The sequence below is a fragment of the Agrobacterium cavarae genome (assembly GCF_004310285.1).
Lineage (GTDB): Bacteria > Pseudomonadota > Alphaproteobacteria > Rhizobiales > Rhizobiaceae > Agrobacterium > Agrobacterium cavarae.
This window is the reverse complement of record NZ_SISF01000013.1, coordinates 77,807-98,641: the sequence shown is the minus strand read 5'-3', so window position 1 is coordinate 98,641 and position 20,835 is coordinate 77,807. Positions and strand designations below refer to the sequence as shown.

Here is a 20,835-nt window from a genome sequence, read left to right as displayed (position 1 = left end):
CCACTCTCCCGCTTCGACCCTCGCAACAAAGACACCTGAATAACGGAACGATAACATGGCCACTGAAATCCGCGTACCAACACTGGGTGAGTCCGTCAGCGAAGCAACTGTCGGCACCTGGTTCAAGAAAGTCGGCGATACCGTCAAGGCTGACGAGCCGCTGGTCGAACTGGAAACCGACAAGGTTACCGTCGAAGTCCCAGCCCCCGCTTCCGGCGTTCTGACTGAAATCGTCGCCCAGAATGGCGAAACTGTCGGTCTCGACGCGCTGCTCGGCCAGATCGCCGAAGGCGCTGCTGGTGCTGCCACCTCCGCGCCTGCACCGGCTGCTGCCCCTGCTGCTCCGGCTCCTGCCGCCGCACCGGCTGCTGCCGCACCTGCACCTGCTGCATCGGCCCCTGCCGCTTCCGGCTCTGTTCCGCCAGCGCCTGCTGCCGGCAAGCTTCTGTCCGAAAACAATCTGTCTGCCGATCAGGTCGATGGTTCGGGCAAACGCGGCCAGGTTCTGAAGGGTGACGTTCTGGCAGCTGTCGCCAAGGGCGTTTCCGCTCCGGCCGCTGCTCCGGCACCGGTTGCCGCACCGCGTCCGGTTTCTGCAGAGCAGGATGCCGTTCGCGAAGAACGCGTGAAGATGACGCGCCTGCGCCAGACGATCGCTCGTCGCCTCAAGGACGCGCAGAACACCGCCGCCATGCTGACCACCTATAACGAGGTGGACATGAAGGCGGTCATGGATCTGCGCAACCGCTACAAGGACGTGTTCGAGAAGAAGCATGGCGTGAAGCTTGGCTTCATGGGCTTCTTCACCAAGGCCGTGACCCACGCGCTGAAGGAACTGCCTGCGGTCAACGCTGAAATCGACGGCAACGACATCATCTACAAGAACTATTGTCACGTCGGCATGGCTGTCGGCACGGACAAGGGTCTTGTCGTTCCGGTCATCCGCGATGCAGACCAGCTCTCCATCGCCGGCGTCGAAAAGGAACTCGGTCGTCTTGCCAAGGCAGCCCGCGATGGCTCGCTCGGCATGGCCGACATGCAGGGCGGCACCTTCACCATCACCAATGGTGGCGTCTACGGCTCGCTGATGTCCTCGCCGATCCTCAACGCACCCCAGTCCGGTATCCTCGGCATGCACAAGATCCAGGAGCGTCCGGTCGCTATCGGCGGTCAGGTTGTCATCCGTCCGATGATGTATCTGGCGCTCTCCTACGATCACCGCATCGTTGACGGCAAGGAAGCCGTGACCTTCCTCGTCCGCGTCAAGGAAAGCCTGGAAGATCCGGAACGTCTGGTTCTCGATCTCTAATCGACTTGCTTTTCGTTTCAGCGGGGTTTCAAGTGAAATCCCGCTGAATCCTCGTCAGGAGCGCCCTTCTTGGAACCGACTTTTCTCGCCGCGTCGCCCTTTCTGCCGCTCATTGGCTTGAGCGTTCTGATTCTCGTGGTGCATGTGACGCTGCAGGCGCTGATCGCGACCAAGGAGCTTGGGCGCGAGTGGAATGCCGGTGCTCGCGACGATGATCGCAAGCCCACGGGCAAGCTTGCAGGCCGCGCCGAACGAGCTTCGGCCAATTTCCGCGAGACCTATCCGGCCTTCATCGCCCTTGCCTTCGGTGTGATCATGGCGGGCGATCCGTCCGGCATTGCACTGACCGGTGCCTGGATCTGGCTGGTGTGCCGCATCATCTACATTCCGCTTTATCTGATGGGCATCCCTTACGTGCGGTCGCTCGTCTGGGTAGGATCGATGATCGGCTTGCTGCTGATGTTCTTCGTGTTGATGTTCTGAGGGCGGGCAAATCATGCACCAGTATGTCATTGAACTTGCATCCCTGATGGCAATCTTTGCCTTCGCGATTGTCTCTCCCGGTGCGGACCTCGCCATGGTGATGCGCCAGGCCATGGTGCATGGACGTCGCGAAGCCATCATCACCAGCTTCGGCATCGGCACATCCTTGATGTTCCACGTCACCTACACGATCCTCGGTCTTGGCCTGATCATCTCGCAGTCGATCTACCTCTTCAATATCGTCAAGTGGCTCGGCGTCGCCTACCTGATCTATATCGGCATCAAGGCCCTGCGCGCCGGCAAGATGGAGCTTCCGGAGGTTTCGGACAATGCGGTGGCGCATAAGCGCCAATCCGGCCTCAAGTCCTTCACGCTCGGCTTTGCCGCCAATGCGCTGAACCCGAAGCCGGTCTTCTTCTTCCTGTCGATCTTCTCGACGGTGGTTCATGCCCACACACCGGTCATGATCAAGTTCGGCTACGGCATCGTCATGGCAAGCTGCCTGATTGCATGGTTCGTCGGCGTCAGCCTGTTCATGACGACGCCGCGCATGCGTGCGGCTTTTGCGCGCGCCAGCCAGTGGATCGACCGTACCAGCGGCGTGGTCTTCATTGCGCTTGGCATCAAGCTCGCAACCGAAAAAGCGGCCTGACATGCAGTTGCGACACGGCAGGGTAGGCGCTGATGACTGAGGGTCCGGTTCTTCTCGTGACGGGTGGCAGCCGTGGTATTGGTGCGGCCACGGCGCGTCTTGCCGCCAAACGCGGCTGGCGTGTGCTCGTCAATTACGCCACCAACGAAGCGGCGGCACAAAGCGTGGCCGATGATATTGCCCGCGATGGCGGCACTGCCCATATCGTGCAGGGCGACACGGGAACGGAAGACGGCATCGCCTCGATCTTTGCCGCACTGGATAGCCGTTTCGGTCGCATCGACGGGCTGGTCAACAATGCCGGCGTCGTCGATCAGACGGCCCGCGTCGAGGAATTTTCGCGCGAGCGGCTCGACCGGATGTTTGCGATCAACGTCATCGGCAAGATTCGCTGCGCGTCCGAGGCGGTCAAGCGCATGTCCACCAAGCATGGTGCGCGGGGCGGATCAATCGTCAATATTTCATCGATGGCAGCGGTTCTAGGAAGTGGCGGCCAATATGTCGATTATGCCGCGTCCAAGGGTGCTGTGGATACGTTCACCATCGGCCTTTCGCGGGAAGTTGCAACGGAGGGCATTCGCGTCAACGCGATCCGCCCCGGCATCATCGATACCGACATCCATGCATCGGGCGGGCTGCCGAACCGCGCCACGGATCTGGCGCCCATCGTGCCCATGCAAAGACCCGGTACTGCTCAGGAGATCGCAGATGCGGTCCTCTACCTCCTTTCGCCCGAGGCGTCCTATGTGACGGGCGCTCTATTGAATGTGAGCGGCGGCAGATAGCTGCCCAACAATGAAGGAAATCAAATGGCTTATGATGTAGTTGTTATCGGTACCGGCCCCGGCGGTTATGTTTGCGCCGTCAAGGCTGCACAGCTCGGTCTCAAGGTCGCTGTGGTCGAGAAGCGCGCCACCTATGGCGGCACCTGCCTGAACGTTGGCTGCATTCCTTCCAAGGCTCTGCTGCATGCGTCTGAGATGTTTGCGCATGTTGCCCATGGCATGGATAGCCTCGGCATCGAAGTGGCGACACCGACGCTCAACCTCGACAAGATGATGGGGCACAAGGACGGCGTGGTGAAGGCCAATGTCGATGGCGTGGCCTTCCTGTTCAAGAAGAACAAGATCGATGCGTTCCAGGGCACCGGCAAGGTCGTGTCCGCCGGTAAGGTCTCCGTCACCGCCGAAGATGGCTCGGTGCAGGAACTGGAAACCAAGAATATCGTGATTGCCACCGGATCGGATGTCGCAGGCATCCCAGGCGTTCAGGTCGATCTTGACGAGCAGGTCATCGTCTCCTCGACCGGCGCAATCGCGCTTCCAAAGGTTCCGGAGAAGCTCATCGTCGTCGGCGGCGGTGTGATCGGTCTCGAACTCGGTTCCGTTTGGCAGCGCCTCGGCGCCAAGGTCACCGTTGTCGAATATCTCGACAACATTCTCGGCAGCATGGATGGCGAACTGTCCAAGCAGGCGCAGCGCCTGTTTGCCAAGCAGGGCATCGACTTCAAGCTCGGCGCCAAGGTGACGGCGGTCGAAAAGACCGGCACTGGCGCTAAGGTCACGTTCGAGCCGGTCAAGGGCGGCGCAGCCGAAACGCTGGAAGCCGATGTGGTTCTGATCTCCACCGGCCGCAAGCCCTACACCGACGGTCTCGGTCTTGCTGAGTCTGGCGTCGCGCTCGATAGCCGCGGCCGCGTTGAAATCGACGGTCACTACAAGACCAATGTTGCCGGCATCTATGCCATCGGCGACGTGGTCAAGGGCCCGATGCTGGCGCACAAGGCGGAAGATGAAGGCGTGGCACTTGCCGAAATTCTCGCCGGTCAGCACGGTCACGTCAATTACGACGTCATTCCGGGCGTGGTCTACACCCAGCCGGAAGTCGCTTCCGTCGGCAAGACCGAAGAGGAACTGAAGGCCGCTGGCATCGCCTACAAGGTCGGCAAGTTCCCCTTCACCGCCAATGGCCGCGCGCGCGCCATGCAGGTGACGGACGGCTTCGTCAAGATCCTCGCTGACAAGGAAACCGACCGCGTTCTCGGTGGCCACATTCTCGGCTTCGGCGCTGGCGAACTGATTCAGGAAATCTCCGTGCTGATGGAATTCAGCGGCTCGTCGGAAGATCTGGGTCGCACCTGCCACGCTCACCCGACCATGTCGGAAGCGGTGAAGGAAGCGGCACTCGCAACCTTCTTCAAGCCGATCCACATGTAATCGCCGGACTCGGTCCCTCGGTTTTTTCAGGCGCCGAACATTACATTTTTGTAAGCTCAAAAGCCGCATCTTGTCCTTCTCGATGCGGCTTTTATTGTGAGCTCCATAAACCTCACAATGGAGCAACCTCATGGGTTCAACGACGGTCACCGGCTACAGCATACCGCAGAAAGCGCTCCATTGGATGATGGCGCTGCTGATCCTCTTCAACCTGATTTTTTCCGATGGCATGGAGCATTGGAACCGGCTGATGCGCCGTGGTGAGCCGATCACGCCGGATGATATCGCGTCCGCCAATATCCATGCCTATGTCGGGATCGCCGTTCTAGTTCTCTGTCTTGTGCGGCTCTGTCTTAGGCTGGTGCAGGCCGTGCCGGAGGCACCTGCGGACGAGCCACCGATCGCCAGGCTCGTGGCCAAGGTCACGCACTGGGCTTTCTATGCGATCTTCCTGGCCATGCCTCTGAGCGGCATCGGCAAATATTACTTCGGCAATGATATTGCGGGTGAGCTGCATGGCGGGCCGATCAAGCTCCTGCTCTGGGCGCTCATCGTGCTCCACATTCTTGGCGTGCTGGTCCATCAGTTCTTCTGGCGCACCAACCTGTTGCGCCGGATGGCCTGAGGCCTTCTCAACAATAAAGGGGCAAGCCGCTCGGTGCCGGCTTGCCCCTCTCAAAACGTCGATCAGATCGCATTACGCCCTGATGGCGTGAAGATACTGGAAGTGCCGTTCATATTGCTCGAGCACATCCTGAATGAGTTCGTCCTTCGAGAACTCCATGACGTCATAATTCTGGCCGCCATCGAGAAGGTAGATCTCCGCCCGGTAGTAATAATCGGCGCGTTTGCGGTTGCTCTGGCTTTCGAAGAAGCTGTAGCCCGGAGTTTCGTAGCGGCGCATGCGCACACCATAGACGAATTCTTCCGGCTGGCCTGGCGCGACCGTCAGCTTCAGCTTGCCGGGTTCTTCTGCAAGCGTGGTGACCAGCGAGCGCTTTTCGAGTTCCGTTGCGACGGCGCGCAGCGCCTCGGTGGCCGTCTCACGCATGAAGCGTTCTCCCTCGGCCTTCGAGGGATGGTGGAGAATACCCTGCAACTGACGCTGCCAGGAGATGGCGTTGCGTGGTCTCAGGTTCTGGATAAGCGCATCCTGGCGCACACCCTCGCGCCGCAACCCTTTCCACAGACCCCAGCACATTAAGAGCATCACGAAGGTGAAGGGAAGTGCACCGGCAATCGATGCGGTTTGCAGTGCATCGAGGCCGCCTGCGTAAAGCAGGATCGCGCCGATGATGCCCGAGGTGATCGCCCAGAAGACGCGACGCGCCACCGGTCCATCTTCGCGTCCACCCGATGTCAGCGTATCGATGACGAGGGCAGAGGAATCCGCGCCGGTGACGAAGAAGAAGACGATCAGCGCCATGGCGAACCAGGAGACATAGAGACCAAGTGGGAACTGCTCAAGGAACACGAAGAGCGCCAGTGTCACGTCTTTCGAAACGGCGTCCGACACAGCCGTGGTGGCGCCGGTCAGGTGAAACGCAATGGCCGTATCGCCGAAGACCGTCATCCAGGCGAAACTGAAGCCTGCCGGCACCAGCAGAACGCCGGCGATGAATTCGCGAATGGTGCGGCCGCGCGAAATGCGGGCAATGAACATGCCTACGAAGGGCGACCAGGCGATCCACCAGCCCCAATAGAACAGCGTCCAGCTTCCCAGCCATTTGCTCGGACCTTCGTCCGGCGAATAGGCATACATGTAGAAGGTGCGCATGACGAAATGATCGAGATAGGCGCCGAGATTCTGGACGAAGGCGCGCATCAGGAAGGTCGTTGGCCCCATGACGAAGACGAAGAGCATCAGCGCCACGGCCATCAGCATGTTGAGGTTCGACAGGAACTTGATGCCCTTGTCGAGACCGGTCGCCACCGAAATGGTCGCCATGGCGGTAATAATGGCGATGAGCGGCAGCTGAACCCAGAAGTTGATCGGCCAGCCGAGAACATGGTTGAAACCGGCATTGACCTGCAACACGCCGAGCCCAAGCGATGTCGCGACACCGAAAAGCGTGCCGATGACGGCGAAGACATCGACGGCATTGCCGATCGGGCCATAGATGCGGTCACCGATCAGTGGGTAAAGAGCGGAGCGCATGGTAAGCGGCAGGCCATGGCGGAAGGAGAAATAGGCCAGCGACAGGCCAATCACCGCATAGACGGCCCAGGCATGCAGACCCCAATGGAAATAGCTGATTTCCATCGCGGTTCTCGCCGCCTCGATCGTTGCGGGATCCCCGGTGGGCGGTGCGGTAAAGTGCTTGATGGGTTCGGCGACACCGAAGAAGACGAGCCCGATGCCCATGCCCGCGGCAAAGAGCATGGAGAACCATGCGCCATAGCTGAAATCCGGCTCCGCATGGTTCGGGCCGAGCTTGATGCGACCATAGCTTGAGCAGCCGAGATAGAGCATGAAGATCAGAAAGATTGCCACCGACAGCAGATAGATCCAGCCGAGTTCGGTGACGATCCACGACTGCACACCGCTGAAGACGCTGGCGGACCCTTGCGGCCAGATGACACCGGCCAGAACGAAGATGGCGGTCAGACCGACCGACCAGAAAAATACGGGTTTGTTGACACCTTCCATCAACCCCACAGGCTTTGTGTCTTCTGAAGCTTGTTCTTCGCCCATGTGTTTTCCCTCTCAATCTACAACTTGAATACGTGCCTAAAAGGCAGGCGCGGATGCCCCACGCGAAACGCGCCCATGCCGCAAATGTATTGCGCGCCAAATAGTTGCGTGTGTCGGTCTGTTTTCGGACACGGCTTGCTAATACACGCAAGAGCCGAGCCAGCCGAAGTCGTAGCAGCGTCGGATTGTCGCGTATCCGCGCCTCCGGAAAAGGACCATAGTGCCGCTTGGGGAAATCGAGGTGAAGGCGAAGCTTTGGTGACGAGAGATTTGAGCATCATATTGCCGGGCGCGGATTGGCGCGATTGCTTCGAGGGGAAGGTGGACGATATGCGGCCGCACTCGCTCGATGTTGCTCGGCGTCTCCTCGATCATCCGCCGGCTTGGATCAGCGGGTTGATGGCGCTTCGCAACACCATCGTCGCAGTCTTCGGTTTGAAAACGGTGGCGCTGGCGGCAGGCGAGTCAGCCGGTGGATTTCCTGTCATCTCGTCTTCACCGGAGCGCACGGTTCTCGGCTTCGACGACCGCCATCTGGATTTCAGGATCGTAGTGGATCTCGAAGAAAGGACAGGCGGCACTTTGGTCCGCGTGACCACTCTGGTGCGACGCAAGAACCTGTTCGGGCGGATGTACCTTCTCGCCGTCGGGCCGTTTCACCGTCGCATCGTGCCGGCGACGATGCGGCCCTTTTGCCGGGATGTTCGTCCCGCTCTGGTCTAGGAGCGGCTTTAAAGCGAGTCGCGATCTTTCAGATTCGCTCCATACGCTTTAAGTCCTTGTTTTGTCGCATGTCGTGATCGCAAAACCGCTGCACACTTTTGCGCGACATGCTTTAGTTCACGCGGGTCAGCGTAAAGCCCTTCTTCCGCAGCAGTTCAATCACGCCTTCATTGCCGGGCAGGTGAAGCGCGCCGACGGCCATGAACACACCGCCCTGATCGAGATGGCTTTCGGCCCGGTCTGCCATCACATGGTTGCGGTCGGTGATCAGCCGTTGTTCGAAGGCGGCGTAACCATCGTCACCCTTGTTGTTCTCGTCCGGATCGATGCTCTTCATCATCGGCGTGATCATGCCGATCTCGCCCTTCAGATAAAGATCGATCATGGTGGCCATGATGTCCTGCATCCGGTCGCCCATGCGCAGCATCTCGATCAGCGACTGCACGTGGAAGGTCATCGGCAGATCGGACAGCGCGCTCATCTGCTCCACCAGCGTTTCCAGCCCGACGAGTTGCTTGCCCTCTTTCAGCGCATCATTGGCAAGCTTCATGTCGAGGAACTCCGCGCCCTCGGCCTTGCGCGCCAGTTCGCAGGCGGGCAGGGCCACGAAGCTGGAGAGGATCCAGGGCTTCATCTTGATCACCGCATTCAGCGGAATGCCGCGCTCCTTCAGGCCGGTTTCGAGCTTTGCCACATCGTCCTTAGACAGCATGTCGGTGATGGACTTGCCATCGACAAACATGGTGAGGTCAGGCCGGGCAAGAAGCGAGGCACCGGCCTTCTTCTCGCTGGTGATCTCGTCGGACTCGACGATGACGGTTTTGGCTTTGGCAAAGGCTTCTTTCGCGCCCTTTGGCATATCGACCACGCGCGGATCGGCAAGGTGCATGGTGCCGAGAAGCCAGGACGGGTCCTTGCCATCCTTCTCGATCTTCCAGAGCGTGCCTTCGCCATTTGGGATTTTCGAAGCCTCGGCAAGGATGGCTGCGTAAGCTTGTGGGTCGGTCTTCTGCATTGCCACCAGAATGTCGCTGCCGCCACAGGCATCGGCCTGCTGTTCGGCGGCATTGGCATCCGAGAGGGTCAGAAGCGTCATCAGCAGAATGGAGAGTGCAGCCAGATGCAGTGCGGCGAAGAGCCACAAAAGTGCGTTGCCGAACCGGCCCATCAGTAGCGCTGTCAGGCCTTGCGGCCGCAAGAGAACGGTCATCGAATCACCTCCGTCTGCACCTTATGGCTTATAGGAGCGCGCCTTTGCACGGACGGTTAATGCTCATGGTTTACAAAGCGTTAACAAGGGTTAGGCCCTTGGATGGGCCTTGTCGTAGATGTCGAGGAGCCGTGCCGTATCGACACCGGTATAGATCTGCGTGGTCGACAGGCTGGCATGGCCCAAGAGTTCCTGGATGGTGCGAAGATCGCCGCCTCCCGCCAGAAGGTGGGTGGCGAAGGAGTGGCGCAGCGCATGCGGCGTGGCATTGTCCGGCAGGTTGAAGGCGCCGCGAAGCTTCTGCATTTCGCGCTGGATGATCGCCGGCTGGAGCTTGCCGCCGCGCGCGCCGAGGAAAAGCGGTTCGTCGCTGGCAAGCGCATAGGGGCAGAGCTTGCGATAGGTTTCCACCGCCTCCAGCACGACGGGCAGCAGCGGCACGAGGCGCATCTTCTTGCCCTTACCGATGACGCGCAGACTTCTGGTACCTGCTGGAAAATCGCCGGGCTTGAGATCGAGCGCTTCGGAAATGCGCAGACCGCAGCCATAGAGCAGCGCCAGCACCGCGGCGTTGCGCGCTGCGATCCACGGTTCTTCAGCCAGTTGCCCTTCCTGCGTGGTGATCCTGAGCGCCTGTCCGTCGGTTAGCGGTTTGGGCAGGGACTTTGGCTGTTTGGGTGCGCGCATGGCAGTGGCCCCTGCGGCATTGACGAGCCCGGTCTTTTCCAGGAAGCGCAGGAGCGAGCGCAGGCCTGCGAGGTTTCGACCAAGCGATCGTGCGCCGGTTCCCTCCTTGCGGCGGGCCGCCAGAAAGGCGCGCAGATCGGTGGCGCGGAGATTTTCGATATCCTTGATGCGGGCCGGATGGCCGTTATAGCCCGTCATGAAGATCAGGAACTGGCGCGTGTCGCGCTCATAGGCATCCAGCGTATGCTCTGACAGACGCCGCTCGTCTTCCAGAGCAGCCAGCCATTCCCGGCGCTTTTCCAGAAGCTCCGGATCGGCAAAGGTAAGAATTTCGTCCACGTCATGCATCCCTTTGTCTTTGGGCATTCATCATAGGCTCACGCGGTCAGTATTTGGTTAAAGGCGCGATAACGCGGCGGGGAGGTCCAATCATGATATGTGTGAAAACCGTTCCGATTTCCGCAACGATGCTATAGAGGTTCCCTTTTCGTTTCCTAAAGGACAATGTCGCCGCAACCATGGCAGACGATTCGACCGATCTTTTTGGTGCTCTGTTCGGCCCCGCATCCGGCAGCGTGAAGCCCGGCAATAGCGGGCCAACCATCGCCGTTCCCGTTCTGGTGCCGATGCCGGCGCCCGGGCCCTATAGCTATGGCGTGCCGGAGGATATGGTGGTGGAGCCTGGCTCCATCGTGCAGGTGCCGCTCGGGCCCAGACAGGTCATCGGCGTGGTGTGGGACAAGAATGACGGACCGCCCGTCGATCCCAAGAAGCTTCGTCCGATCACAAAAACCTTCGACTGCCCGCCGCTTCGCGAAGAAATGCGCCGCTTCATCGATTGGGTGGCCTCCTATACGCTGTCGCCGCCCGGGCTGGTGGCGAAGATGGCATTGCGCGCGCCGGCCGCCTTCGATCCCGAACCGATGGTCGAGGGATTGCGGCTGACCGAAGCCCGGCCGGAACGGCTGACCCCTGCACGCGAACGGGTGATCGAGCTTGCCGGCGAGGGCCATGGCTGGACGCGGAGCGGCCTTGCCCATGCGGCGGGCGTCTCCACCAGCGTGGTCGAGGGTCTTGCCAAGCAGGGTGTGTTCGAGACCGTCTTCCTGCCCGCCCCGCCGGTGGTGGCGGAGCCTGACCCCGAATATTCGCCAGCGCGACTGGAAGGGCCGCAAAGACAAGCGGCCGCCGAAATTCTGGAGGATGTGCGCAAGGGCGGCTTTGCCGTTTCGCTGATCGATGGCGTGACGGGGTCTGGCAAGACGGAGGTCTATTTCGAGGCGGTTGCCGAGACGTTGCGGCAAGGCAAGCAGGTGTTGATCCTGCTGCCGGAAATCGCTCTGACCGCCGCCTTCCTCGACCGATTTCAGGATCGCTTCGGCTCGCGCCCGGCTGAGTGGCATTCGGATGTCTCGCCGCGCATGCGCGAACGCGTCTGGCGCCAAGCGGTGACGGGTGAGGTGAGGGTGGTTGCGGGTGCGCGTTCGGCACTCTTCCTGCCGTTCGACAATCTTGGCCTCATCATCGTCGATGAAGAGCATGATCCGGCTTACAAGCAGGAAGACCGCGTCTTCTATAATGCGCGCGACATGGCGGTGGTACGGGCTCGTATCGGCGATTTCCCGATCGTGCTGGTGTCGGCCACGCCTTCGGTGGAAAGCCAGGTCAACGGCAATTCCGGTCGTTACAATACCATTCATCTTCATACGCGTTTTGGCGATGCGGCGATGCCGGATCTGCATCTGGTCGATATGCGCCGTCACCCGCCGGAACGTGGCGGTTTCCTCTCTCCCGTCCTGTTGCGCGGCATTGCCAAGACGATCGAGAAGGGCGAGCAGGCGCTGCTCTTCCTCAATCGACGTGGCTACGCACCCCTGACGCTTTGCCGGGTGTGCGGCCATCGCTTCCAGTGCCCGCAGTGCTCAAGCTGGCTGGTGGAGCATCGTTTCCGCAGCCAACTCCAGTGCCATCAATGTGGCTATAGCGAACCGACGCCGGATCATTGCCCTGAATGCGGGACCTTCGATCATCTCGCCGCCTGCGGTCCAGGCGTGGAGCGCATCGCCGAAGAGGTCGAGAAGCATTTCCCTGAGGCCCGCACCATCGTGCTTTCCTCCGACCTGATGGGCGTGAAGCGCCTGCGTCTGGAATTGGAAGCCATCGTCAAGGGCGAGGCGGATATCGTCATCGGCACGCAGCTCGTCGCCAAGGGCCACAATTTCCCGCTGATGACGCTGGTCGGCATTGTCGATGCCGATCTCGGACTGGCAAATGGCGATCCGCGCGCGGCAGAGCGCACCTTCCAACTTCTGTCGCAGGTCACGGGCCGCGCAGGGCGCACCGGGCGCAAGAGCCATGGTCTGCTGCAGACCTACCAGCCGCAGCATCCGGTCATGCAGGCGATCGTGTCCGGCGATGCGGAGGCGTTTTACGACCGCGAGATCATCGAGCGGGAAAAGGCGATGCTGCCGCCATTCGGGCGTCTGGCCTCCATCATCGTGTCGGCTGATAGCAGGGCGGAAGCGGAAACCCATGCGCGGGCGCTTCGCGCCTCCGCGCCGCAAGCGCCGGGCATCATGCTGCTTGGTCCGGCCGAAGCGCCGCTGGCACTCATCCGCGGGAGGCATCGTTTCCGGCTTCTGGTGCATGGCAAGCGCAATTCCGACATGCAGTCCTTCCTGCGGGCGATGATTGCCAATGGCCCGAAGGAGCGTGGCTCCATCCATGTACAAACCGATATCGATCCGCAAAGCTTCCTGTAACGGGGTCGGACGCAACCATCTTTCGGCATCGTTCCTGTCATGGCATAAGGCGGCCAAGGGATTCGCAATTTGGGGGCGCAATAATGGAGTTTTACTTTCCGACAGAACTCGGTGAGCAGCTGGCTTTTTTCGCAGCGGTTGTGTCGGCGCTGATCGGCCTGGTGGTGATGTTTGCGCCGATGATCACCTTTCGCCTCTTTGGCCTGCAGGTGGCCGGCGAACGTCGTGACGGGCTGGTGCTGATCCGCTCCTGCCTTGCAGGTTTCTATCTCGGTCTTGGCGCGTCGGCGCTGCTTCTTGCCCAGCCGATGGTCTACCTGGCCTTTGGTGGCGCATTCGCGCTTGCCTCATTCGGCGCGCTGCTCTCCATCCTCTCCGATGGAGGCGCAACGATCCGCAATTCTTTACTTCTGGTTGTGCATGCTGCCTTGGCTGCTCTTCCGCTGATGTATGTCTTCGGACTGGTCTAATGTCCGGTTTGAAGCATTTCTTTCCAGTATCAGCGTCACAAGCGCGTCATTGGGAAAATTAAACGGCATTCCCCCTTGCCCAAAAGAAGGTTTCCGCTATTACGCGTGTTGCGAGTCCCGGCGTCCTATGCTAGACGGACCGCGAAATCGAGATAAGGCAGGGGGGAATTCCAGCCTTTTTCGGGGAAATTGAAACGAATTCAAGAATTTGACGAAGCCGATCGCTCGGCTGCGTTTTCTTGGATGAATAGCAGGGAAAAATTGCCCGTGGCAGATACCTCCCATGGAACATCCGGTGTAGCGGAAAGGTATGCGTCTTCGCTTTTCGAGCTTGCCTTGGAAGCGGGTGTTGTTGAGGCAGTCGGTGCCGATCTCGACAGGTTTCAGGCCTTGCTCGATGAAAGCGACGACTTGAAGCGTCTGGTTGTGAGCCCGGTCTTCTCTGCGGAAGATCAGTCGAAGGCCATCTCGGCCATCGCTGAAAAGGCTGGCATTTCCGGTCTTGCTGCCAATTTCCTCAAGGTCGTGGCCAATAACCGCCGCCTGTTTGCCGTTCCCGGCATGATTGCCTCCTACCGTACCACTGCTGCTGCCCATCGCGGCGAAATTGTTGCCGAAGTTACTTCGGCGCATGCGCTCGATGAAGCGCAGGAAACTGAACTGAAAGCGGCGCTCAAGAGTGTGACCGGCAAGGATGTGACGATCGATCTCACGGTTGATCCCTCCCTGCTTGGCGGTCTCATCGTTAAGGTCGGTTCACGCCAGATCGATACGTCTCTTCGCACCAAACTTTCCACCCTTAAGCTTGCACTGAAAGAGGTTGGCTGATGGATATCCGCGCCGCGGAAATTTCCGCAATTCTGAAAGATCAAATCAAAAATTTCGGCAACGAGGCGGAAGTCTCCGAAGTCGGCCAGGTTCTGTCCGTTGGTGACGGTATTGCTCGCGTTTATGGCCTCGACAATGTCCAGGCTGGTGAAATGGTCGAGTTCCCCGGCGGCCTTCGCGGCATGGCGCTGAACCTTGAAGCCGACAATGTCGGTGTGGTTATTTTCGGTTCCGACCGTGACATCAAGGAAGGCGACATCGTCAAGCGCACCGGCGCGATCGTTGACGTTCCTGTCGGTCCTGAGCTGCTTGGCCGCGTGGTCGACGCTCTCGGCAACCCGATCGACGGCAAGGGCCCGATCAATGCGACGGAACGCCGCCGCGTCGACGTCAAGGCTCCTGGCATCATTCCGCGCAAGTCGGTTCATGAGCCGATGTCGACCGGCCTCAAGGCTATCGACGCTCTGATCCCGGTTGGTCGTGGCCAGCGCGAGCTCGTCATCGGCGACCGCCAGACCGGCAAGACCGCCATTATTCTCGACACGTTCCTGAACCAGAAGCCGATCCACGACAACGGCCCGGACAACGACAAGCTGTACTGCGTCTACGTCGCCGTCGGCCAGAAGCGTTCGACCGTTGCCCAGTTCGTCAAGGTTCTGGAAGAGCGTGGCGCTCTGCAATACTCCATCATCATCGCGGCAACCGCATCCGACGCTGCTCCGATGCAGTTCCTGGCTCCGTTTGCCGGTTGCGCCATGGGCGAATACTTCCGTGACAACGGCAAGCATGCCCTGATCGCCTATGACGATCTTTCCAAGCAGGCTGTCGCCTACCGTCAGATGTCGCTTCTTCTGCGTCGTCCTCCGGGCCGCGAAGCTTACCCTGGCGACGTTTTCTATCTGCACTCGCGTCTTCTCGAGCGCGCTGCCAAGATGAGCGACGAAATGGGTTCCGGTTCGCTGACGGCTCTGCCGGTCATCGAAACCCAGGGCAACGACGTTTCCGCCTTCATTCCGACCAACGTGATCTCGATCACCGACGGCCAGATCTTCCTCGAAACCGACCTGTTCTATCAGGGTATCCGTCCGGCTGTTAACGTCGGTCTGTCGGTTTCGCGCGTTGGTTCTGCCGCTCAGATCAAGGCCATGAAGCAGGTTGCCGGCTCGATTAAGGGTGAACTTGCCCAGTATCGTGAAATGGCAGCATTCGCCCAGTTCGGTTCGGACCTCGATGCCTCCACCCAGCGCCTCCTGAACCGTGGTGCGCGTCTGACCGAGCTTCTGAAGCAGCCGCAGTTCTCTCCGCTCAAGACGGAAGAGCAGGTTGCGGTGATCTTCGCTGGCGTCAATGGCTACCTCGACAAGGTCGCGGTCAACCAGATCGGCAAGTTCGAACAGGGTCTGCTCTCCTACCTTCATTCCGAAGGCAAGGCGATCCTCGACACCATCCGCACGGAAAAGGCTATCAGCGACGATACCAAGGGCAAGCTCAAGGCTGCTCTCGATAACTTCGCCAAGTCTTTCTCCTGATTAGGCTCTGACTGGGACGGATAACGGATGCCTTCACTAAAGGATCTGAAAAACCGCATTGCCTCCGTAAAGGCGACGCAGAAGATAACCAAGGCGATGAAAATGGTCGCCGCGGCGAAGCTTCGGCGCGCCCAGGAAGCTGCGGAGGCCGCCCGCCCTTACTCGCAGCGCATGAGCGCCGTGCTGGCCAACATCGCTCAGGCGGTGGAAGCCGATGTCGCTCCGGCGCTGATGACCGGAACCGGCAAGGACGATGTGCATCTGCTCGTCGTCTGCACGGCCGAGCGCGGTCTTTGCGGCGGTTTCAACTCACAGATTTCCCGCTTTGCCCGCGATCAAGCCCGCAAGCTGATGGCGCAGGGTAAGACGGTCAAGATCATCACGGTCGGCAAGAAGGGCTACGACAGCCTGCGTCGCGAGTTCTCGTCCAACATCATCGAGCGCATTGAACTGCGTGACGTGAAGCGGGTGGGTTTTGCCAATGCCGATACGATCGCCAAGAACATCATTGCCCGTTTCAACGCTGGCGAGTTCGATGTCTGCACGCTGATCTATTCGGAGTTCAAATCCGTCATCAGCCAGATCCCGACCGGCCTCCAGCTGATCCCGGCTGCTGTTCCGACGGTCGAACAGGCAGCGACCAGCAACACTGCGATCTACGAATACGAGCCGGATGCGGCCTCCATTCTGGAAGACCTCATTCCGCGCAACATTTCCGTTCAGGTTTTCCGCGCACTGCTGGAAAACGTGGCTGGCGAAATGGGCGCAAAGATGAGCGCGATGGACAACGCAACCCGCAATGCCGGTGAAATGATCCACAAGTTGACGCTCTCCTACAACCGTCAGCGTCAGGCTCAGATCACCAAGGAACTCATCGAAATCATTTCGGGCGCGGAAGCGCTCTGAGGTAAGGAAAGAGGGTAAGGATAATGGCTCAGGCAGCTACCCCCATTAAGACCGCAGCGACCCAGGGCGCTACCGGCAAGGTTACGCAGGTTATCGGCGCTGTCGTGGACGTTGCGTTCGAAGGCGAACTGCCGGCGATCCTGAACGCGCTCGAAACCGACAACAACGGCAACCGCCTTGTTCTCGAAGTCGCGCAGCACCTTGGCGAAAACGTCGTTCGTACGATCGCGATGGACTCGACCGAAGGTCTGGTTCGTGGCCAGCCGGTGGCGAACACCGGTTCGCCGATTTCGGTTCCGGTCGGTCTTGAGACGCTCGGCCGCATCATGAACGTCATCGGTGAGCCGGTAGACGAAGCTGGTCCGCTGAACACGGCAACCAAGCGCTCTATCCACCAGGAAGCCCCGGCCTACGTCGACCAGTCGACGGAATCGGAAATCCTCGTCACCGGCATCAAGGTCGTTGACCTGCTCGCACCTTACGCAAAGGGCGGCAAGATCGGCCTGTTCGGCGGCGCTGGCGTCGGCAAGACGGTTCTGATCATGGAACTTATCAACAACGTCGCCAAGGCGCATGGCGGTTACTCCGTCTTCGCAGGTGTGGGTGAGCGTACCCGTGAAGGTAACGACCTTTACCACGAAATGATCGAGTCCGGCGTGAACAAGCACGGCGGCGGCGAAGGCTCCAAGGCTGCGCTTGTTTACGGCCAGATGAACGAGCCGCCAGGCGCACGTGCTCGCGTTGCTCTGACCGGTCTGACGATCGCTGAAAACTTCCGCGATGAAGGTCAGGACGTTCTGTTCTTCGTGGACAACATCTTCCGCTTCACGCAGGCTGGATCGGAAGTGTCCGCTCTGCTCGGCCGTATCCCGTCTGCCGTTGGTTATCAGCCGACGCTTGCCACGGACATGGGCCAGATGCAGGAACGCATCACCACCACGACCAAGGGTTCGATCACCTCGGTTCAGGCCATTTACGTTCCCGCCGACGACTTGACCGACCCGGCACCTGCAACCTCGTTCGCCCACTTGGACGCAACGACGGTTCTGTCGCGCTCGATCGCTGAAAAGGGTATCTACCCGGCTGTTGACCCGCTCGACTCCACGTCGCGCATGCTCGATCCGCTGATCGTCGGCGAAGAGCACTACGACGTGGCTCGTAAGGTTCAGTCGACCCTGCAGCGCTATAAGGCTCTTCAGGACATCATCGCCATCCTCGGCATGGACGAACTGTCCGAAGAAGACAAGCTGTCGGTTGCCCGCGCCCGTAAGATCGAGCGCTTCCTGTCCCAGCCGTTCTTCGTTGCCGAAGTCTTCACCGGTTCTCCGGGCAAGCTGGTTGCTCTCGAAGACACGATCAAGGGCTTCAAGGGTCTCGTCAACGGCGAGTACGACCACCTGCCGGAAGCGGCATTCTACATGGTCGGCTCCATGGACGAAGCCATCGAGAAGGCAAAGAAGCTGGCTGGCGAAGCCGCTTGATGTGATTGAACTGGTGCGCGGTTTTTCGCCGCGCGCCGTTGCCCCCCGCGACATCGTCTGTCGCGCAATCAGAAGAAGTGAATAGCCATGGCCGACACTTTCAAATTCGAACTTGTTTCTCCCGAGCGTTTGCTGGTTTCCGAGACGGTCAGTGAAGTCGTGATTCCGGCAACGGACGGCGAAATGACGGTTCTGGCGAACCACGCACCGGTCATGACAACGATCAAGCCCGGCATCGTCACGCTGAAGACGGCATCTGGCGAATCCCATAAATATGTGGTGTTCGGCGGCTTTGCCGACATTCTGCCGACCGGCTGCACGCTGCTTGCAGAATCGGCCGTTTCGGCTGACGACATGAGCCCGGACGACCTGCAGAAGCGCATCGCGGTTGCCCGTTCGGAGATCGAGGAAGGCAACCACCACCACGATCATCTGACGAAGCTGGAAAAGCACCTTTACGAGCTGACGAACCTGCACGAGGTTCTCGTCGCCGCTTGAAAGGACCGGGCGGGGTCGCGCGAGCACCCGTCCACATAGGAAATGAGAAAAAAGCGGTCCTGGTGACCGCTTTTTTTGTTTTGGGTGCCGCTCACAACGGTGGAAATATCCAGCGCAGTATAGACCGCCATGGGGCGTCGAATGCGACTGTCGACATTGCCCAGCCTACCTCATGCCGGCAACATCACCCGGTTTATGGTCACACTCCATATCGAGAACAATCAGAGCGCCGTGTGTCCTATTGGACGGACAAAGGATGCTCAATCTTCCTTGATCGTTGCATCGTGCTTTCCGAAAATCGATTCCGATTTTCGAGCCGATGCTGTCGGCTTTCAGAACTCCGTCCACTCCGCCGCAACGACGGCCGGTGCCGCTGAACCATAGCGTCGAGTCGGCGCGTGTCTCACAGGTGTCATGACCTCTCGGGCGGGAGCAGGCGCAGCAGACGAGGCTCCGGTCGCAAAGCCCACATCAAACTGGGTCAGAAGCTGGCGGAGCGTCTCGGCCTCACGTGCAAGCCCATGGCTGGCTGCCGTCGTCTCTTCCACCATGGCAGCGTTCTTCTGCGTGGCCTGGTCCATGAGGTTGACGGCATTGTTGATTTCGCTGAGGCCTGACGCCTGTTCGCGTGCCGCTTCGACAATGGCCGCCACATTGGTGTCGATCAACTCGACCTGGGATGCGATATCCTTCAGGGCTTCCCCCGTTTCGCCCACCAGCCCCACACCGCGCGCCACATGCGCGCCCGACGCATTGATCAGTTGCCTGATCTCCTTGGCCGCTGCGGCGGAGCGCTGTGCAAGATCGCGCACCTCCTGCGCCACGACAGCAAAGCCCTTGCCGGACTCGCCCGCGCGTGCCGCCTCAACGCCAGCATTCAGCGCCAGAAGGTTCGTCTGAAAGGCGATGCTGTCGATGACGGTGATGATGTTGGTGATTTCGCCGGCGGAATGGGAAATGGCGTCCATGGCGGCGATGGCGCGGTGAACGATCTCGCCGGAGCGCTCGGCGTTCGCCTTCGTCGCGCTGACGAGGCGGCCCGCCTCATCGGCCCGCTGGCTGGCGTCCGCGCCCGTGGTGGTGATTTCCTCGAGCGCTGCGGCGCTCTCCTCCAGAGAGGCTGCCTGCTGCTCTGTGCGCTGCGCAAGCTGGTCTGCGGCGACACGGATCTCTGCCGAGCCGGAGGCGATGATCTCGGAGTTCTGTGCCACAGTCTGCATCGTAATGCGCAGCTTCTCGATGACCTCGTTGAAGTCGCTTCTGAGCTTCTCCATGCTGGGCACGAATGGGGTGTCGAGCCTCTGGCGCAGATTGCCTTCAGCGAGTGCGCGCAGTGCCAGGCCAAGCGTCGAGATCGCACTCATGCGTGGTGTCACGTCGGTGGCAAATTTCACCACCTTCACCACCGCGCCGCGGTCGTCAAGGATGGGGTTATAGGCTGCCTGGATCCAGACCTCTTTGCCATCCTTGCCAAATCGGACGAACTCATCGGAGATGAATTCGCCGGAGGCCAGCCGTCGCCAGAAATCGCGATAGGCCTCCGAGGTGGCGTATGCTTGCTCGCAGAACATGCGGTGATGACGGCCTTGGATATCGTTCAGGCCGTAGCCCAGAGTACGACAGAAATTTTCGTTGGCGGTGATGATGTCGCCTGCTGGTGTGAACTCGATGACCGCCTGGGAGCGGGAGATCGCTTCCAGCTTGCTGTTGTCCTCTTTCGCCTTCAGCTTCTTCTGCGTGATGTCGCTGGCGATCTTCACGACCTTGTAGGGCTTGTTGCCGCGAAAGACGGGGTTGTAGGACGCCTCGATCCAGATTTCTCGCCCGTCTTTGCGCAGCCGCTTGAACTCGCCGGTCTTGAAGGAACCTGACGCGAGTGCACTCCAGAAGTCGCGGTAGTCTGGGGAGTTGACAAAGTCCTGATCACAAAAGATCCGGTGGTGCTTTCCCACGATGTCGGACAGTTCATAGCCCAGTGCTGCGCAGAAATTCGCGTTTGCATCCAGGACATTGCCGTGCAGATCGAATTCGATCACGGCCTGCGATGCGGAGAATGCCTTTAAAACATTGGTCTTGTCTGCGCTCTTTACCAGCCAAAACATTTTCTTCTCCAGGACAGCCGAAATGTTGTGGTCGTGCTCCTGGTTTACTGAGCACAAAAACGCCCGTTACTTGCGCATCGGCCGGATCGATTATGCGCTCGTCTGGGTGTATTAGAGCAAATTAATATTAAAAGTTTCTTTCTTAGTGCGAGCGCAATAATGACGTGTAGAAAATACTCTTGTGTGGTGCGGTGACGGCTTCAGTGGTCAGCGGGATCTTTCCGGTATTTCCCTCCGCGAGGCGTCCCGGGAAAAGCAAAAAGCCGCGCGGAGGTACCCGCACG

General features: G+C 59.8%; 18 protein-coding genes. 14 read left to right on the top strand and 4 right to left on the bottom strand.

Features of this window, described 5'->3' with window-relative positions; all coding sequences use genetic code 11:
• The first annotated feature begins 55 nt into the window (after nt 1-55).
• The 6 genes from odhB to EYC79_RS00405 all read left to right on the top strand — a co-directional run bounded on the left by odhB (nt 56) and on the right by EYC79_RS00405 (nt 5,285).
• Entirely contained in the window at nt 56-1,309 is a 1,254-nt protein-coding gene (gene odhB, locus EYC79_RS00430) for a 2-oxoglutarate dehydrogenase complex dihydrolipoyllysine-residue succinyltransferase (protein WP_062444353.1), read from the top strand.
• A gap of 69 nt (nt 1,310-1,378) precedes the next feature.
• Nucleotides 1,379-1,792: an MAPEG family protein gene (locus EYC79_RS00425; protein WP_130976850.1), complete on the top strand. Its 414-nt coding sequence runs from the start codon at nt 1,379-1,381 to the stop codon at nt 1,790-1,792.
• Between the two features lie 13 nt (nt 1,793-1,805).
• Nucleotides 1,806-2,444: a LysE family translocator gene (locus EYC79_RS00420; protein WP_062424883.1), complete on the top strand. Its 639-nt coding sequence runs from the start codon at nt 1,806-1,808 to the stop codon at nt 2,442-2,444.
• A 32-nt stretch (nt 2,445-2,476) separates the two neighbouring features.
• Complete coding sequence (locus EYC79_RS00415; protein WP_130976849.1) at nt 2,477-3,229, top strand: SDR family oxidoreductase; 753 nt, start codon at nt 2,477-2,479, stop codon at nt 3,227-3,229.
• A gap of 24 nt (nt 3,230-3,253) precedes the next feature.
• Nucleotides 3,254-4,660 carry a dihydrolipoyl dehydrogenase gene (lpdA, locus tag EYC79_RS00410; protein ID WP_130976848.1) on the top strand — a complete coding sequence of 469 codons (1,407 nt, stop codon included), beginning with the start codon at nt 3,254-3,256 and terminating at the stop codon, nt 4,658-4,660.
• Nucleotides 4,661-4,790: 130 nt separating this feature from the next.
• Nucleotides 4,791-5,285, top strand: a complete 495-nt coding sequence (locus EYC79_RS00405) for a cytochrome b (RefSeq protein WP_130976847.1) — start codon at nt 4,791-4,793, stop codon at nt 5,283-5,285.
• Between the two features lie 72 nt (nt 5,286-5,357).
• Here EYC79_RS00405 and EYC79_RS00400 read toward each other — a convergent pair whose 3' ends face one another.
• Complete coding sequence (locus tag EYC79_RS00400) at nt 5,358-7,355, bottom strand: BCCT family transporter (RefSeq protein WP_113226953.1); 1,998 nt, start codon at nt 7,353-7,355, stop codon at nt 5,358-5,360.
• 270 nt (nt 7,356-7,625) lie between these two features.
• Between EYC79_RS00400 and EYC79_RS23645 the strand changes: the two genes are divergently transcribed.
• A complete protein-coding gene (locus EYC79_RS23645; protein ID WP_280956432.1) occupies nt 7,626-8,078 on the top strand; it encodes a DUF2867 domain-containing protein in 453 nt (150 codons plus the stop codon).
• Nucleotides 8,079-8,190: 112 nt separating this feature from the next.
• Here the strand turns inward: EYC79_RS23645 and EYC79_RS00390 are convergent, their stop codons facing one another.
• Nucleotides 8,191-9,288, bottom strand: a complete 1,098-nt coding sequence (locus EYC79_RS00390; RefSeq protein ID WP_130976846.1) for a TraB/GumN family protein — start codon at nt 9,286-9,288, stop codon at nt 8,191-8,193.
• Between the two features lie 90 nt (nt 9,289-9,378).
• Nucleotides 9,379-10,323 carry a tyrosine recombinase XerC gene (locus tag EYC79_RS00385; protein WP_130976845.1) on the bottom strand — a complete coding sequence of 315 codons (945 nt, stop codon included), beginning with the start codon at nt 10,321-10,323 and terminating at the stop codon, nt 9,379-9,381.
• A 170-nt stretch (nt 10,324-10,493) separates the two neighbouring features.
• Between EYC79_RS00385 and EYC79_RS00380 the strand changes: the two genes are divergently transcribed.
• The 7 genes from EYC79_RS00380 (at nt 10,494) to EYC79_RS00350 (ending at nt 18,449) form a co-directional block, all read left to right on the top strand.
• Nucleotides 10,494-12,737 carry a primosomal protein N' gene (locus EYC79_RS00380; protein ID WP_130976844.1) on the top strand — a complete coding sequence of 748 codons (2,244 nt, stop codon included), beginning with the start codon at nt 10,494-10,496 and terminating at the stop codon, nt 12,735-12,737.
• A gap of 83 nt (nt 12,738-12,820) precedes the next feature.
• Nucleotides 12,821-13,207 carry an AGROH133_08824 family phage infection protein gene (locus tag EYC79_RS00375; RefSeq protein ID WP_130976843.1) on the top strand — a complete coding sequence of 129 codons (387 nt, stop codon included), beginning with the start codon at nt 12,821-12,823 and terminating at the stop codon, nt 13,205-13,207.
• Nucleotides 13,208-13,468: 261 nt separating this feature from the next.
• A complete protein-coding gene (locus tag EYC79_RS00370) occupies nt 13,469-14,035 on the top strand; it encodes a F0F1 ATP synthase subunit delta (RefSeq protein WP_186330269.1) in 567 nt (188 codons plus the stop codon).
• Nucleotides 14,035-15,564 carry a F0F1 ATP synthase subunit alpha gene (gene atpA, locus EYC79_RS00365; protein WP_130976842.1) on the top strand — a complete coding sequence of 510 codons (1,530 nt, stop codon included), beginning with the start codon at nt 14,035-14,037 and terminating at the stop codon, nt 15,562-15,564. The genes EYC79_RS00370 and atpA overlap by 1 nt, the downstream gene beginning before the upstream one ends.
• A 27-nt stretch (nt 15,565-15,591) precedes the next feature.
• The gene (locus EYC79_RS00360) at nt 15,592-16,470 is read left to right on the top strand and encodes a F0F1 ATP synthase subunit gamma (protein WP_062424872.1); all 879 of its coding nucleotides are present in this window, start codon (nt 15,592-15,594) and stop codon (nt 16,468-16,470) included.
• Between the two features lie 23 nt (nt 16,471-16,493).
• A complete protein-coding gene (gene atpD / locus EYC79_RS00355; RefSeq protein WP_062444338.1) occupies nt 16,494-17,951 on the top strand; it encodes a F0F1 ATP synthase subunit beta in 1,458 nt (485 codons plus the stop codon).
• Between the two features lie 87 nt (nt 17,952-18,038).
• On the top strand, nt 18,039-18,449 hold the full coding sequence (locus EYC79_RS00350) for a F0F1 ATP synthase subunit epsilon (RefSeq protein WP_112954622.1): 411 nt from the start codon (nt 18,039-18,041) through the stop codon (nt 18,447-18,449).
• Nucleotides 18,450-18,781: 332 nt separating this feature from the next.
• Here the strand turns inward: EYC79_RS00350 and EYC79_RS00345 are convergent, their stop codons facing one another.
• A complete protein-coding gene (locus tag EYC79_RS00345; RefSeq protein ID WP_130976841.1) occupies nt 18,782-20,551 on the bottom strand; it encodes a methyl-accepting chemotaxis protein in 1,770 nt (589 codons plus the stop codon).
• Nucleotides 20,552-20,835 lie beyond the last annotated feature (284 nt).